Origin of the sequence: Mycobacterium parmense (assembly GCF_010730575.1) — a bacterium.
In the GTDB taxonomy this organism is placed as follows: Bacteria; Actinomycetota; Actinomycetes; order Mycobacteriales; family Mycobacteriaceae; genus Mycobacterium; species Mycobacterium parmense.
The window spans coordinates 4,107,079-4,121,135 of record NZ_AP022614.1 but is presented as its reverse complement, the minus strand read 5'-3'; the positions used below and the strand labels follow the sequence as shown (position 1 = coordinate 4,121,135).

At 69.2% G+C, this 14,057-nt stretch carries 13 protein-coding genes; 4 read left to right on the top strand and 9 right to left on the bottom strand.

The genetic code is table 11. The features are described 5' to 3' along the window. Positions 1-46 precede the first annotated feature (46 nt). Genes G6N48_RS19010 through G6N48_RS18995 form a run of 4 tightly spaced genes read right to left on the bottom strand, consistent with a single transcriptional unit; the run spans position 47 to position 4,121 of the window. Positions 47-994 carry an NAD(P)/FAD-dependent oxidoreductase gene (locus tag G6N48_RS19010; RefSeq protein ID WP_085268493.1) on the bottom strand — a complete coding sequence of 316 codons (948 nt, stop codon included), beginning with the start codon at positions 992-994 and terminating at the stop codon, positions 47-49. Positions 995-1,016: 22 nt separating this feature from the next. Next, a complete protein-coding gene (locus tag G6N48_RS19005; protein WP_085268494.1) occupies positions 1,017-2,234 on the bottom strand; it encodes a GNAT family N-acetyltransferase in 1,218 nt (405 codons plus the stop codon). Between the two features lie 46 nt (positions 2,235-2,280). Next, the gene (locus G6N48_RS19000; protein ID WP_085268495.1) at positions 2,281-3,492 is read right to left on the bottom strand and encodes an acyl-CoA dehydrogenase family protein; all 1,212 of its coding nucleotides are present in this window, start codon (positions 3,490-3,492) and stop codon (positions 2,281-2,283) included. Further along, entirely contained in the window at positions 3,489-4,121 is a 633-nt protein-coding gene (locus G6N48_RS18995; RefSeq protein WP_085268496.1) for a TetR/AcrR family transcriptional regulator, read from the bottom strand. Before G6N48_RS18995 ends, G6N48_RS19000 begins: the two co-directional genes overlap by 4 nt. Positions 4,122-4,316: 195 nt before the next feature. Here G6N48_RS18995 and G6N48_RS18990 point away from each other — a divergent pair, with 195 nt between their 5' ends. Further along, positions 4,317-5,645, top strand: coding sequence for a sensor histidine kinase (locus tag G6N48_RS18990; RefSeq protein ID WP_085268659.1), 1,329 nt, complete (start codon positions 4,317-4,319; stop codon positions 5,643-5,645). Positions 5,646-5,743: 98 nt separating this feature from the next. Here G6N48_RS18990 and G6N48_RS18985 read toward each other — a convergent pair whose 3' ends face one another. The 4 genes from G6N48_RS18985 to G6N48_RS18970 all read right to left on the bottom strand — a co-directional run bounded on the left by G6N48_RS18985 (position 5,744) and on the right by G6N48_RS18970 (position 9,822). Further along, positions 5,744-6,064, bottom strand: coding sequence for a hypothetical protein (locus tag G6N48_RS18985; protein WP_085268497.1), 321 nt, complete (start codon positions 6,062-6,064; stop codon positions 5,744-5,746). Between the two features lie 124 nt (positions 6,065-6,188). Next, positions 6,189-7,478, bottom strand: coding sequence for an aromatic ring-hydroxylating oxygenase subunit alpha (locus G6N48_RS18980; protein WP_085268498.1), 1,290 nt, complete (start codon positions 7,476-7,478; stop codon positions 6,189-6,191). Positions 7,479-7,488: 10 nt separating this feature from the next. After that, on the bottom strand, positions 7,489-9,261 hold the full coding sequence (locus tag G6N48_RS18975) for an N-acyl-D-amino-acid deacylase family protein (protein ID WP_085268499.1): 1,773 nt from the start codon (positions 9,259-9,261) through the stop codon (positions 7,489-7,491). Between the two features lie 192 nt (positions 9,262-9,453). After that, positions 9,454-9,822, bottom strand: a complete 369-nt coding sequence (locus G6N48_RS18970; RefSeq protein WP_085268500.1) for an STAS domain-containing protein — start codon at positions 9,820-9,822, stop codon at positions 9,454-9,456. Between the two features lie 409 nt (positions 9,823-10,231). On the opposite strand from G6N48_RS18970, the gene G6N48_RS18965 reads away from it, so the two are divergent. From G6N48_RS18965 to G6N48_RS18955, 3 genes are all read left to right on the top strand, one after another. Beyond that, entirely contained in the window at positions 10,232-11,389 is a 1,158-nt protein-coding gene (locus G6N48_RS18965; RefSeq protein WP_372511195.1) for a catalase family peroxidase, read from the top strand. Further along, positions 11,386-11,982: a cytochrome b gene (locus tag G6N48_RS18960; RefSeq protein WP_085268501.1), complete on the top strand. Its 597-nt coding sequence runs from the start codon at positions 11,386-11,388 to the stop codon at positions 11,980-11,982. The genes G6N48_RS18965 and G6N48_RS18960 overlap by 4 nt, the downstream gene beginning before the upstream one ends. A gap of 98 nt (positions 11,983-12,080) precedes the next feature. Then, positions 12,081-12,974, top strand: a complete 894-nt coding sequence (locus tag G6N48_RS18955) for a fructose bisphosphate aldolase (RefSeq protein ID WP_085268661.1) — start codon at positions 12,081-12,083, stop codon at positions 12,972-12,974. 4 nt (positions 12,975-12,978) lie between these two features. On the opposite strand, the gene G6N48_RS18950 is transcribed toward G6N48_RS18955, so the two are convergent. Then, entirely contained in the window at positions 12,979-14,055 is a 1,077-nt protein-coding gene (locus G6N48_RS18950; protein ID WP_085268662.1) for a DUF190 domain-containing protein, read from the bottom strand. Positions 14,056-14,057: the final 2 nt, after the last annotated feature.

Sequence of the window (14,057 nt, the reverse complement as noted above, 5' to 3'; positions counted from 1 at the left end):
GAACGTCCCAAGCTTTCGGGGCGTTCGGACCGTTGCACCGGCGCCGTCAGCTGATGGTCAATTCGCTGGGCAGCTCGTCGCTGCACACCGCCCGGGCCAGCAGTTCGCCGAGAAGTGGGCCGAACTTCATCAGGTTGCTGCCGGTGAACGCCACGACGCGTCCCCGCCGCGCGGCGGTCCATCCGTCGCCGCCCGAGTCCAGCCATGGTGCGCGCACCGTGACGCAGTCCACCCGGTCCACGGGAGTCAGCGACGGGAACAGCGCGTGCACGGTGGCGGGGTCGGGCACGTCCTGCCCGAACGCCCAGCGGCCCGTGCTGCCGAGCGGTAAACCGTAGCCTTGCGGCGACGACAGGCAGGCCGCACCGACGGCGTCGGCGCCCTCGTAGCTGAAGCGGGTGTGCGGGGCGTACTCGACGCCGAGCGGGCCGAAGAGCGCCGGTGTGCGGACTCCCGCGCAGATCAGCACCCCATCACCGCGCAGCACCGTCCCGTCCGTGAGCGTGGCCGTGCCGTCGTCGGCCACCGACGCCACCTCGCCCGGCCGGATGGCGACCCGCCGCGCCAGGGCGCCCAGCGCGCGGCGGATGCGCAGGCTGCCGCCGAGCGGGTCGAAGAGCCCGGTGTCCCACGGCGCGTCCACGAACGGGATCCGCGCGGCGATCTGCCGCCGGTGGAGCCAGGAGAACGCCGCGCCGGCGTCCGTCATCGCCGCCGCCATCGCCTGGTCCGCACCTGCGGCGATGAAACCCTCGGTGCCCAGCAGCCGGCCCACGCCGAACTCGGCTTCCCAGCGCTGCCAGCCGGCGCGGGCGCCGACGGCCAGGTGGCACAGCGCGGGGCGCCGATGCGCGATCCGGAAGATGCGTGCCAGCCCGGCGGACTGCTCGGCGAACGGCCGGCCCCGCTCGAGCACCACCGCGCGTTCGCCACGTCTGGACAGCTCGTAGGCGGCCGCCAGCCCGCAGACCCCCGCACCGACGACGACAATCACAGGTCTTCGCGTACCCGCCGCATCAGAAGAAGAACCCGGCGTGGGGCGCGTCGGGCACCGCGAACAATTCGTCGGCGACGGCGAGGTCCGCCGGATCGGCGGCGTGGGCCAAACCCGCGACGGCCAGGTTGCGCCAGGTTGCTCCCCCGAGGAGCACGGCCGCCAGCCCCGCGACGCCGACGCGCAGCTGCGGGCGCCGGTCGCTTGGCTCGGCAACGCCACCCGCGATGGCCAAGCAGGCCGAATTGCCCGGCAGCAGGGGGTCATCGACGGCCAGGGTGACCGTCCCGTCGCCGACGTAATGGCGCGACCGCAGGGCGCGGTTCACGTCGACGACGCGCAGCCAGGTTTCGTCGTGCACCGCGGTCGCGCGTACCGCGCGGCGGTCGCTCAGCAGCCAGGGCAGTGGATCGTCCGTCGGCAGCATCCAGAACACCACCCGGTCGACGAGGTCGAGGCCCAGCAGGAAGCGCAGCAGCCCGAGGTAGGCCTCGGTGGTGGGCGCGAAGAAGTCCTCGACGACGACGGTCCGCTCGTCGGCGACGAACCAGCGTTCGGTGTCGGTGGGGCGGTAGCGGGCGAAGCCCGACTCGGATCCGGGTTCGCCGTACACCGCGACGTAGGACGCGCCCGGGGACGCCTCGGTGCGCAACCGCACCCCACGCCACCAAACCGGCGGGCGGTCAATGGTTCCCGGGCGTGACGGCCGGTGGGCGGCATAGATCCGGGGCAGCACGTCCCAGGCCGCCGCGGAGTCGAGCAGCCGCACGGGGCCGCCCGCCCCGACGCCGGGGCGCAGCGCTGCGCGCGCGGTCCGCACCTCGACCGTCTGCGACGAGCTGGCCACACCGTAGCCGTAGCGCTCGTAGATCGTCGCCTCCGACGCCCGCAACGTGGCCACCACCTCGCCGCGTGCGGCGATGTCGCCCAACTGGTGACGAATCAGGCTGGTGGCAATGCCTTTTCGCGTGTACGACGGCAGCACCCCGATATGCGTGACGGCGGCGTGGCCCACCATCGTCCCGCCGGGCAGGGTCAGCCGGCTCGTCACGGCGTCCGCGGTGCCGACGAGCTGACCGCCGACGAACGCCCCGATGGTGCGGCCCGGTTCGAGCAGTTCGGTGATCTGACCGGGGCCCAGACCGGTCAGCGGCGGGAAGCCGACCATGGCGGCGCGAAAGACGTTCGCCGCGGCCAGCAGGTCGTCCTCGCTGTCGAGAACGCGGATGTCGGTGGTCATCCGGCCATCATGGCGCGCGCCCCCGCGTGCGCCGCGGCCGCGGTGCCTATCGGATCGGCAGCCCCGTCACGGCGCGGGAGATCACCAGGCGTTGGATTTCGCTGGTTCCCTCGAAGATCGTGAAGATCTTCGCGTCGCGGTGCATCCGCTCCACCGGGTAGTCGCGGGTGTAGCCGTTGCCCCCCAGGATCTGGATCGCTTCGTCGGTGACGTAGACCGCCGTCTCGCTGGCCACGAGCTTGGCCATCGACCCCTCGGCCGACTCGAAGTCCTGGTTGTTGCGCGCCATCCAGCCGGCCCGCCACACCAGCAGCCGCGCGGCGTCGATGCGGCTCTTCATGTCGGCGAGCTTGAACGCGACGGCCTGGAATTCACCGATCTTGCGACCGAATTGCTCACGCTGGCAAGCGTATTCGAGCGCGTACTCGTAGGCCGCGCGGGCCACACCGACCGCCATCGCGCCAACGGTGGGGCGGGTACGCTCGAACGTCTTCATCGCGGCCTGCCCGCGGGCGGAGGCGCCGGATTTCACCCGGGCGATCCGCGCCTCGAATTTCTCCCGGCCGCCGAGGATCGCGTCCTCGGGCAGGCGGACGTTGTCGAGCACCACCTCCGCGGTGTGGGAGGCGCGGATGCCGTGCTTCTTGAATTTCTGACCCTGGCTGAATCCCTTGGTGTCGGGTCCGATGACGAAGCTGGCCTGCCCACGGGTGCCGAGTTCGGGATACACCGATGCCACCACGATGTGCACGTTGGCGATCCCTCCGTTGGTCGCCCAGGTCTTGGTCCCGTCGACGACCCATTCCTTCGCGGCCTCGTCGAAGCGGGCACGGGTGCGGATGCCGCCGACATCCGAGCCCGCGTCGGGCTCGGACGAGCAGAACGCGCCCAGCTTGGGATCGCCCGGTGTCCCGAACATCTCGGGCAGCCAACGGCCGAGCTGCTCGGGGGTCCCGTTGCCGGCCAGGGCCGCCGCGGCCAGCCCGGTGCCCATGATCGACAGCGCGATGCCGGCGTCACCCCAGAACATCTCCTCGAACGCGGTCAGCATGCCCAGCCCGGTCGGCTCGGCCGCTTGCTGCGCGAAGAAGTCGGGGGAGTAGAGCCCTACCTTCGCGGCCTCCTGTATCACCGGCCACGGCGTCTCTTCTCGTTCGTCCCACTCGGCCGCCGCGGGCCGGATGACCTCGGCCGCGAACTGGTGCACCCAGTCGCGGACCTCGATCACGTCGTCGCTGAGTTGCATGGAGAAAGTCACGAATTCGCTCCTGAATCTCTTGGGGTTTGGTGAGTTCGGTATTGCGCGAGGACGCTGACCGTCTGGCTGATCCACGCTTCGAAGTAGCGGTCTTCGTCGATGTTGCCGGGCAGGCGGCCGGTCAGCGCCTGCAGCGTTGCGGCGTAGGAAAGTGACCCGATCGCGACGGCCGCGGCCGCTTCGGGGTCCGGGATGCACGTGCGGCCGGAGCGGTTGGACGCGGCCAGTTCGTCGGCGAAGCGCTGGTAGGCGTGGTCGGTGATGACCTGCCACGTCTTCTCGTCGAGGTCGCCGAGTTCGTCAGGCTCGCGCAGCATGACCTTCAGCAGGTCCTCGCTGTCCTTGAGGTTGCTCCAGATCAGCTGGCCCGCCGTGCGCACCGCTTGCTCCACACTGCCCGGTTCGCCGGCGTCGTACTGCTCCCGCGCGGCCACGATGCTGTCGATCCGGTAGGCGACCGCGGCCTCCAGCAATTCCCGCTTGGAGCCGAAGTGCTTGTACAGCGCGCCCGACCCGGGCGCCAGACCCGACGCCCGCTGGATGTCGGCCACCGACGTCGCCGAGTAGCCCTTCTCGGCGAACAGCTTCAGCGCCTCGCCCAGCAGGCGATCGCGTCCGGAGGCTGCCATAGGTGAGAGAGTACTCACTCACCTGGAGGTGCCGCAAATCCGCCGGCCCTGCGGCGCGTGCGGCGCGGGCCCGGCGGCGGAAGCTACCGTTAGCTCTGTGCGAACCCCCGTGACGATCGCCGGCCGGGCCGGCCGGGCCCCGTGAGCTCACCGAAGCAATCGGACATCCGCGTGTTGCCGCACGTGGAGCTGCCGATGCGGGTGCTGTCGTTGCGGACGATCGTCATCGTCGCGCAGCTCTCGGTCGTGGCCTTGGTCCTGATCCTGGGCACCTGGGTGTGGGTCGGCGTCACCAACGACCAGTACAGCCAGCTCGACCGCCGCCTGGACTCGGTCAGCAGCCTCGGCGACATCAACTCACTGCTCAACAACGCGGAGCACAGCAGTCCGGATCATCCGATGCCGGACGGCAACCTCGTGCGCACGGTGCGCATCGGCGGCGTCACCGTCGCCGTGCCGAGCAACATCGTGCTGCCCAAGCTGGCGAACGGCTACGCCAGCACCACCATCAACGGGGTGCAGTACCGCGTCCGCACGTTCTCCGCCGGCCCCGCCTCGATCGCGCTCGCGGCGCCGCTCGCGGAGGCCCAGCACCGCATCAACGAACTGCACCTGCGGGTGCTGCTGATCTGCGCGAGCGTCATCGGTGGCACCATCCTCGTCGGCTGGGTGATCTCGTTGATCATGGTCAACCCGTTCCTGCTGCTGGCCCAGCAGGCCCGCGCCATCAGCGCGCAGTCCAGCCCGGACGAGGTGCAGGTCCGCGGCGTGCGTGAGGCCGTGGAGATCGCCGAGGCGGTGGAGGGCATGCTGGCCCGCATCGGCAACGAGCAGCAACGCACCAGGGCCGCGCTGGAATCCGCCCGCGACTTCGCCGCCGTCGCCTCGCACGAGCTGCGCACCCCGCTCACCGCCATGCGCACCAACCTCGAGGTGCTGTCCACACTGGACCTCGCCCCCGAGCAGCGCCAGGAGGTGATCGGCGACGTCATCCGCACCCAGAGCCGCATCGAAGCAACGCTCACCGCGCTGGAGCGGCTGGCGCAGGGCGAATTGACCACCGTCGACGACTTCGTCCCGTTCGACATCACCGAACTGCTCGACCGCGCGGCGCACGACGCGCTGCGCATCTACCCCGATGTCGAGGTGTCGCTGGTTCCCTCACCCACGGTGCTGATGGTGGGGTTGCCGACCGGGCTGCGGCTGGTGATCGACAACGCGATCGCCAACGCCGTCAAACACGGTGGCGCCGGCAAGATTCAACTCACGGTGGCGAGTTCGAGCGACGGGGTCGAGATCGCCATCGACGACGACGGGTCCGGTGTGCCGGAGGAGGAACGCGCCACGGTCTTCGAACGCTTCGCCCGTGGGTCGACGGCCTCGCGCTCGGGCTCCGGGCTGGGGCTGGCGTTGGTCGCCCAGCAGGCCGAATTGCACGGCGGCACAGCGGCGTTGCAGACCAGCCCGCTGGGCGGCACCCGGCTCCTGCTGAAACTCGCGGGCGACGGCCGCGGACCGGCGTAACGTCTGCGCCGACGACAACGGAATCGTCGCCCCCGCTGAACATCAGCGGCGCGCGGCCGTGGCGATCGAGTTGGTGGCGCCGCCGGGCTGTGCAATGACTAGGACGGCGTGCCCTGCTGGGCCAGGTTCAGCAACAGGTAGGCCACGCAGAACAGGAAGTTCAGCACCACCAGGATCAGACCCGCGAAGAGCAGGGAGCGCGCGCCCCGGCGTTTCATCCGCTTGAGCTTGGCCGTGCGTGCCTCGTGGTTGAGCTGCATGGCGATCAACGCGAAGTTGATGTCGGTGACTTCGGCGATTGCCACGGGAGCGCCCGCCAGCATCGCCCGAAGGCGGTCCGGCGCCGTGCGAACGCCGACCCGCTCGAAACGGTGGCAGAGCCGGCGAGCCCGCCGCTGGCCGAGCGTCTGGTATCGCATCCGCACTTGATGCGAAAGTTGCCCTCGTTCTTCCCCCCAGGGATATGGCGGGGTCATCACAGGGGGAATTCTAAATCGCATCGGTTTGATTTCGGGGATGTCTTCGCGAATTGCGCGCGCGCAGTCAGGCCATGCCCAGGTAGCGCTCGAGGTTGCGGTGCATGTTGATCACGCGCCGCTCCTCGTTGGACAGCACCAGGTGGGTGAAGCCCGGCTGGTGCATGCCGCGCTGCAGCCCCGCCAGCAAAGCGATGTCCTGCGTGAGCACCACCCCGGGCTCGGCCTTCTCGGCGGTGGTGCGCACGTCGACCGGCTTGGCGTGCGGGGCGCCGGGCGGCATCCTCGTCATCAAGAACATGACCAGCTCGCCCTTATCCGGGTCGGGGCCGGGGCGCGAACACATGACCGTCAGGTGATCGGCGTTGGCCAGCAACGTCATGTTGGGGAACACGTTGTACTGGTGCAGCCGGGTGACCCGGTCGGTGTCGGCCCAGTCGAGATCGACCCCGCGGCTCGCGGCGAACGCGCGAGTGCGGTCGGCGATCAGGTCGGCGACCGTCTGACCGGGCCGCCGTTCGCCGGCCGGGAACGGGGTGCCCTCGCCCGCGCCCATCAGGGCGCCCTGCGTGTAGACGTAGGCGTCCCACACCTGTTCGTCGCTCAGCGCCCCGTCGAAGCGCGGGCTCTGCACGCCGTAGGGCTGGTCGGACTTGCCGGTGTGACCCCAGATCTGTTGCGGCGCATGGATATCGTCGACGCAGCGCAGCAACTCCGGATGCAGCGTCTGGATGTGGTAGGTCTCGCTATAACCGTCGGCGATCGTCTTCCAGTTGGCCTCGACGTCCACGGTCATCGTGGCATAGCAGCGGAAGTCGTCGAGACGACACCAGGCGATGTCGTCGGGCACCGCCTCCAGGTATTCGGTCAACGACACCGCGCCCACGTCGAGGTTGACGAACACCAGTCCCTGCCAAGTCTCCACTCGGGCGGCCAGGAGCGGAAAGTCCGACAGGCGCAGCGCGCCGAAGCCCTTGCGGTTCGGCACGCGCCGCAGGACGCCGGCCAGGTCCCACGTCCAGCCGTGATAGCCGCATTTGAGTTCGCGCAGTCCCGACCCCGATCCGGTGCACAGCGAATTGCCGCGATGCCGGCAAGCGTTCTGGAAAGCACGCAGCACGCCGTCGTCACCGCGGACGATCAGCACCCCGTACGGCCCGCAGCGGTACTCGAAATAGTCGCCGGATTGAGCGACGTGGTCGACCATGCAGGCGAGCTGCCACACCCTCGGCCACATCCGTTCGACCTCGAGCGCGGCGAATTCCGGGGAGTAGTAGCGGTCGGCCGGCACCAGGGTCGGCTCGTCGGGCGGGGTGCCGATGGCGTCCTCGTCGCGGGTGCGCGCGGGGGCCTCCATCGCCGAAGCCCTAGCGGGCCCCGCGAACCAGCCGGCCGGGACGGGCCCCGGTGTCGACGTCGTCGCGGCGGGTCACCACGCCGCTGACGATCGTCGCCGCGTACCCGCTCGCCCCCTGCAGGATCCGGTTGCCGCCGGCGGGCAGGTCGAAGGCCATCGCGGCGGGGTGCAGCTTCAGCGCGTCCATGTCGATGACGTTGATGTCGGCCTTCTTACCCGGCTCGATCGTGCCGCGATCCGTGAGGCCGAACAGGTGGGCGGTGTCCCGGGACTGCTTGCGGATCACGTACTCCAGCGAGAGCTTCTCGCCGCGCCGCCGGTCCCGCGCCCAATGCGTGAGCAGGAACGTGGGATAGGAAGCGTCGCAGATCATCCCGCAGTGCGCGCCGCCGTCGGACAGCCCGAGCACGCCGGCGGGGTGCAGCATCATCTCCCGGATCGCGTCGTGGTTGCCGTCGGCGTAGTTGAACAGCGGCAGCATCAGCATCGCCGTCGCGTTGCGCTCGAGCATGAGGTCGTACAGCGTCGACAGCGGGTCCTCGCCGCGCGCGTCGGCGATGGCGGCGACGGTGCGGTCCTGGGTCGGCTCGTAGTCGGGCGGGTCGCCGAGCGCGTAGAGGCGGCCCAGCGAGTGCTGCACCAGGGCGAACATCCCGTCGAACAGCAGGGTCGGGTCGACGGGCAGGTCGTCTTCGGAAAGGATCGCGGCTTTTACCGCCGGGTCGGCGAGGCGCTGCGTGAGCTCCTCGCGGCTCAGTTCGGCTTTCAGCCGGCGGTAGGTGGGCCGGTGGCTGAAACCGTGATGTCCCTGGAAGCCGATCATCATCCCGAACGGGCGGGCGGCGATCTGGGGATACAGGCGGGCACCCGCGGCATGGGCGCCGGCGGACAGGTCCAGCATCTCGCGCCACAGCTTCGGGTCGGCGTCGACCTGAATCAACGCGAACGACACCGGCCGATCGATCTCGGCGCTCAGCCGCCGCATCCAGTCGAGTTCTTTCTTCGGGCCGATGATGTCTTCCCCCGCGGCGCCCTGTGGCGCCAGCTCGAAGACGGCCTGTCCACCGGCGGCCATGGCGCGACCGAGGCCGAACAGCTCCTCCTCGGCCGCGAAGGTGCCGGGTACCGGTTCGCCGTCCATCGCGCGATGCCCCATCGTGCGGGACGTCGAGAAGCCGAGCGCCCCGGCTTCGATCGCCTCGGTGACCAGGCGGCCCATCGCCGCGATGTCCTCCGGTGTGGCGGGCTCGTTGCGGGCGCCGCGCTCGCCCATCGCGTAGGCGCGGATCGCGCCGTGGGCGACCTGGCTGCCGACGTCGACGGCGAACCTGTGCCGGTCGATGGCGTCGAGATACTCCGGATAGGTCTCCCAGCCCCAGGTGATGCCCTCGGTGAGCGCGGTGCCGGGAATGTCCTCGACACCTTCCATCAACTCGATCAGCCACTGCTCGCTGCCGGGCCGGACCGGCGCGAAGCCGACGCCGCAGTTGCCTGTCACGATCGTCGTGACGCCGTGGCCACTGGACGGCTCGAGCAGACTGTCCCAGCTCACCTGGCCGTCGTAGTGGGTGTGGATGTCGACGAAGCCGGGCGCCACCACGCGGCCCCTCGCGTCGATGACCTCGGCGGCCGGGGCGCTCTCCAGGCCGCCCGTCGGCTCGCCGTGGGCGCTGCGACGCACGATGTCGACGATCTTGCCGTCCTTGATGCCCAGGTCAGCGCGATACCGCTGTGCGCCGGTGCCGTCGACGACCGTGCCGCCGAGGATCTTCAGGTCGAACATGTTGCCTCTCCTAGTCGTCATTGGTGTCGGCACGACACGGGCGGCATTTCGCTACTTCAAGTAGCGTATCTTCCGACCGTATTCGTCACGCCGGACGCAGTCAATGACCGTTAGAGAGCTTCACGGACCCCTGCAGGGTGCGCCGATCAGAGCGGTCGGTGGTCCCCGGCCGCGTTTCGACTCTGCCGAGGCCTATTTGCCGGTGAGGCTGCTCAGCGCGCTGTCGAGGGTGCTGTGCAGCGCGAGCACGCTGTCGATTCCCATGAGTTTGATCGGCCTACTGGTGGCCGCACCGTTCGCCACGACCGCGAACTGGGTGGGCGCGACGGCCTCGGCCTGCGCGGTCACCAGGACGGTCATCCCGGCGGATGCGAGGAAATCCACTTTCGTCAGGTCGACGATGAGCGCCGCCGGCCGGCCGGCCAGCGCGGTGTGTATCGCCTCAGCCAGTTGCGGTGAGGTGAGCATGTCCACCTCGCCCGACACGGTCAGCACGACCGCCTGATCAATCTGTTGCTTACCTACTTCAAATGCAGTCGGATCGACTGATTGTTCGCCCATGCTCTATCACTCACATTCGGTCCCGGTGGGGACACCACTAGCTTTCATTAGCCACTGCCGAGTCGGAGGCTGTTTATTCAACCCCGCGGAACACGTTGCCTATGGAGGAGCACACTCCGTCATCCGCGCCGCTCGTGCAGATGGCAGGCCGCAAGTGTTTACTCGATCGTAGGCCATCGGGCGAGAAAACTTCGCAGCGCCGGTCGGTGCCGGCGCTACTGTCCGTCCGACTCGTGGCAACACGAGCGTCGTCGCCGATCGTCGGTGAACCGATTCCAGCGTTGCCACGTGATCGGGGCGTGACTGCCCGCAGAACTTGCGCGGCCCCTGTTGACGTGGGTGAATCCTCGCAGCGGAGTTTCTCCGAGGGTGCGCGGCCCGGCCCCGGAATTACGCAGGAGGGTGGCGCATGACGCCCGATGACCGTGGTTTCGAAGAGGCGGGCGAACCCCGCGCGGACGAGCCCGGCAAATCCTTTCCCGCGGCGCTGTCGCGGCGGCGCGCGCTGCTGGGGATGGGCCTGGGAATGGGTGTGGTGGCCGGTGTCGCCGCGGTCGACGTGGGCGGCTTCGCCTACGCCGGCGGCTGGCTGCGGCCGGGCACCCTGACCCCGCCGCGGTTCGCCGACCGCTTCGAAGACGTCTACGGCCACCATGACGGGTTCCGGCGAAACCACGCGAAGGGACTGAGCGCCACGGGATCGTTCGTGAGCTCGGGGGCGGGCTCTGCCGTCTGCCGCGCCGCGGTTTTCCGCGCGGGCACCGTTGGGCTGATCGGCCGTTTCTCGTTGTCCGGGGGTCTGCCCGATCAGCCCGACAAGCCCGACACCGTCCGCGGGCTCGGCCTGCTGTTCCAGGGGCCCGACAACCAGCAGTGGCGGACCGCGATGATCAACATCCCGGTGTTTCCCGACAGCACGCCGCAGGGCTTCTACGAACGCATCTACGCATCGAAGCCCCTGCCCGGCACGGGCCGGCCCGACCCGCAGAAGATGGCGGCGTTCCTGGCTCGCCATCCCGAGACCGCCGCCGCGATGAAGATCATCAGAACCTCGCCGCCCAGCCCGGGATTTGCGGACAGCTCGTTCTACGGTTTGAACGCCTTCTTGTTCACCAACGCCGCCGGCGTGACCGTCCCGGTGCGCTGGTCGGTGATCCCGCAGAACGCCGGCCCGGCCGCGATTCCGGGTCCGCCGCCGGGACCCCCGGCCGATCGGAACTACCTGTTCGACGACCTCATCCGCACGCTGGCGCGAAGGCCCCTGACGTGGCGGCTGATGCTGACGATCGGCGAGCCGGGCGATCCGACGAACGACGCCACCAGACCCTGGCCCGCGTCGCGGCGGTCCATCGATGCCGGGGCCGTCACCATCACCGCGGTCCAGACGGAGGAAGCGGGCAACGCGCGCGACGTCAACTTCGACCCGCTGGTGTTGCCGGACGGCATCGCGGCCTCCGACGATCCCCTGCCGCCGGCCCGATCCGCGGTGTACGCGCGGTCCTTCACCCGCCGTGCCGAGGAGCCGACGTCGCCCAGCGCGGTCAACGTCGGCCGGGTGCTCGGATGACCGCCGATCCCGCGACCACCGGCGCCACCTCCGCCCCGGTCCGTTTCGCCGTGCCGTCGCGGATCCTGCACTGGCTCATGGCGCCGATGGTGATCGCCCAGCTGCTCATCGGCGTGACGATGATCGCGTCGCTGACCTACTATCCATTGCTGCTGGCCATCCACCGCCCGTTGGGGATGCTGATCCTGGTCTTCGCCGTGGTGCGCCTCGCCAACCGGCTGACCCACCGGCTGCCACCCTTCCTGGCGACTATGAGCGCGGTCGAACGTCGGGTCGCGACCTGGTCGGAGTACCTGCTGTACGCGTTGCTGCTGGTGCAGCCCCTGGTCGGCTGGGCGATGCTGTCCGCGGCGCGACTCCCGACCACCCTTGTCGGGCCGCTTCACCTGCCCGGCGTGGTGCCACAGGACATCGACGTCTACGCAGTGCTGCGACAATGCCACACGATCTTCGCCTTCCTGCTCTTCCTGACGTTCACCGCGCACGTCTGCGCGGTCCTCTTCCACACGCTGGTACTGCGCGACGGTCTTCTCGACCGCATGGCTGTGTGGCCCGCCAAGCCCGTGCCACCGCGACCAGGCCTACCGCGGTAGCGACCTGCCTGCTCGCGCGTCGATCGGCCGAATATGATCGGGCACGATTCGGGCTTGACAGCGGGCCGTGCGACGACCACGAGGGAGTGGAGAGTTCCATGCCGAACGAAAAGCAGGCGGACCGAATGACGGCGGGCAAGGGATTCGTCGCCGCGCTCGACCAGAGTGGTGGCTCGACGCCCAAGGCGCTGCGGCTGTACGGGATCCAAGACGACGCATACTCCTCCGAGAAGGACATGTTCGACCTCATCCACGAGATGCGTTCGCGGATCATCACGTCCCCGGCGTTCACGGGGGACCGGGTGCTCGCGGCGATCCTGTTCGAGCAGACGATGGACCGCGACATCGAGGGCAAGCCGTCGACCACCTACTTGTGGGAGACTAAGGGCGTGGTGCCGATACTCAAGATCGACAAGGGCCTCGCGGAGGTGGCCGACGGTGTGCAGCTGATGAAGCCGATGCCGGGACTCGACGAGCTGCTGGAGCGGGCAGTCGGTAAGGGCGTCTTCGGCACCAAGGAGCGGTCGGTGATCGGCGGCGCGAATCGCGGGGGCATCGCCGCGGTGGTCGCTCAGCAGTTCGAGGTGGCCCACCAGGTGCTGTCGCACGGCCTGGTGCCCATCATCGAACCCGAGGTCACCATCTCGATCTCGGACAAGGCGCAGGCCGAGGACATCCTGCGGGACGAGATCACCAAGCAACTCGACACCGTGCCCGACGGGCAGCGCGTCATGCTCAAGCTCAGCCTGCCGACCGAGGCCAACCACTACCGCGTGTTCGTCGACCACCCCAAGGTGATGCGGGTGCTCGCCCTCTCCGGCGGCTACTCCCGGGACGAGGCGAACAAGCTGCTCGCGCAGAACACCGGGGTGATCGCCAGCTTCAGCCGCGCGCTCACCGAGGGGCTGACGGTCGACCAGACCGACGAGCAGTTCAACGCCACCCTCGACGAGGCTATTCAGTCGATCTACGACGCCTCTGTGGCGGGCTGACCCGTCAATACCGGTATCGCGCCAGAGGCGGCGGGCCCGAACCGTCGCCCTCGTCGGACACCAGCGCCGGGACCATTTCGCTCGTCACCAGCCCCTCGTCCCGGGTCAGTTCGTCGACCACGTCGAAGGAGTCCGCGATGTTGGCCGGGGTGTCGATGACGATGGTGACGACGGGAACCTGACGGCCCAGGGCGAACAGCTTGTCGCCGTGGGGCCGATGGTCCCCGTGGAAGCCCCAAATGCCGCGCATGACGGTCGCGCCGTCGGGCGTCTTGCGCCGCCGGAGCCGCTGCACGATCGCGCGGTGAATGGGCATGCCGCCGTGCCGTGACGACTCGGAGGTGTAGATCATCAGCTTCTGCCAGAGCGGCAGGCCGTGTGCGTCGACCCCCGGCAGGGCGTGGGGACGTTCCAAGAGTTCGCCGTCGCGCTTGCACACGCGGACTCGCTCGAGTGTGAACATGGGTTGCCGCAGCAGCCCGCCGAGCTCGGGCAGCACGCGCCCGATGCGCTCGCCGGACCCCACGGCGATGACCATCATCGGGACGTCGGCGTTGCGGCCGAAGAACCGCGCGCGCTGTCGCCGCCCGTGGGAGAGCCCGTCGACGCCCAGGAACACCGATGCCCCGGCCAGCCCCCGCCGGTACATGAGGTCGCAGAGGGCGACATAGGCGGGGACCCCGTACACGCGTTCCTTGCGGCCGACGTAGACGGTCAACTTGACGGCTTCGTGCAGTTCGTCGGGCAGCTGCAGCGGACCGATCTGGTCGCGCAGTAATCGCGCGCGTTCCAACGTGACCAGACCGCGTTGCTTGATGCTCAACACGGGCCCCAGCAAAGCCTCCATCTTCTCGCTGGTGTCGACGGCGGTGACGACCACCGGGGGGTCCTCGGACAACGACAAAGACTCATCCGTCCTGAGGTGGTGTCCAGTCCCGAAGCCGCCGATGCCGCGCAACACGATGCTGCTGGCGACGTGGTGTCGTTCGAAGAGTTCGAGCAGCACATCCGAGACGAACTTGTCCCCGGTTCGTCGGCGCTCGGCGAGGTAGGTACTCAGCTTCAGACACTCTTCGTCCACAC

Bases quoted from the DNA above. Each gene is read 5' to 3' on its own strand.
- G6N48_RS19005 (WP_085268494.1), bottom strand. From the start codon at position 2,234: ATGACCACCGACATCCGCGTTCTCGACAGCGAGGACGACCTGCTGGCC.
- G6N48_RS18995 (WP_085268496.1), bottom strand. From the start codon at position 4,121: ATGGCAGCCTCCGGACGCGATCGCCTGCTGGGCGAGGCGCTGAAGCTG.
- G6N48_RS18990 (WP_085268659.1), top strand. From the start codon at position 4,317: ATGCGGGTGCTGTCGTTGCGGACGATCGTCATCGTCGCGCAGCTCTCG.
- G6N48_RS18985 (WP_085268497.1), bottom strand. From the start codon at position 6,064: ATGCGATACCAGACGCTCGGCCAGCGGCGGGCTCGCCGGCTCTGCCAC.
- G6N48_RS18980 (WP_085268498.1), bottom strand. From the start codon at position 7,478: ATGGAGGCCCCCGCGCGCACCCGCGACGAGGACGCCATCGGCACCCCG.
- G6N48_RS18975 (WP_085268499.1), bottom strand. From the start codon at position 9,261: ATGTTCGACCTGAAGATCCTCGGCGGCACGGTCGTCGACGGCACCGGC.
- G6N48_RS18970 (WP_085268500.1), bottom strand. From the start codon at position 9,822: ATGGGCGAACAATCAGTCGATCCGACTGCATTTGAAGTAGGTAAGCAA.
- G6N48_RS18965 (WP_372511195.1), top strand. From the start codon at position 10,232: ATGACGCCCGATGACCGTGGTTTCGAAGAGGCGGGCGAACCCCGCGCG.
- G6N48_RS18960 (WP_085268501.1), top strand. From the start codon at position 11,386: ATGACCGCCGATCCCGCGACCACCGGCGCCACCTCCGCCCCGGTCCGT.
- G6N48_RS18955 (WP_085268661.1), top strand. From the start codon at position 12,081: ATGCCGAACGAAAAGCAGGCGGACCGAATGACGGCGGGCAAGGGATTC.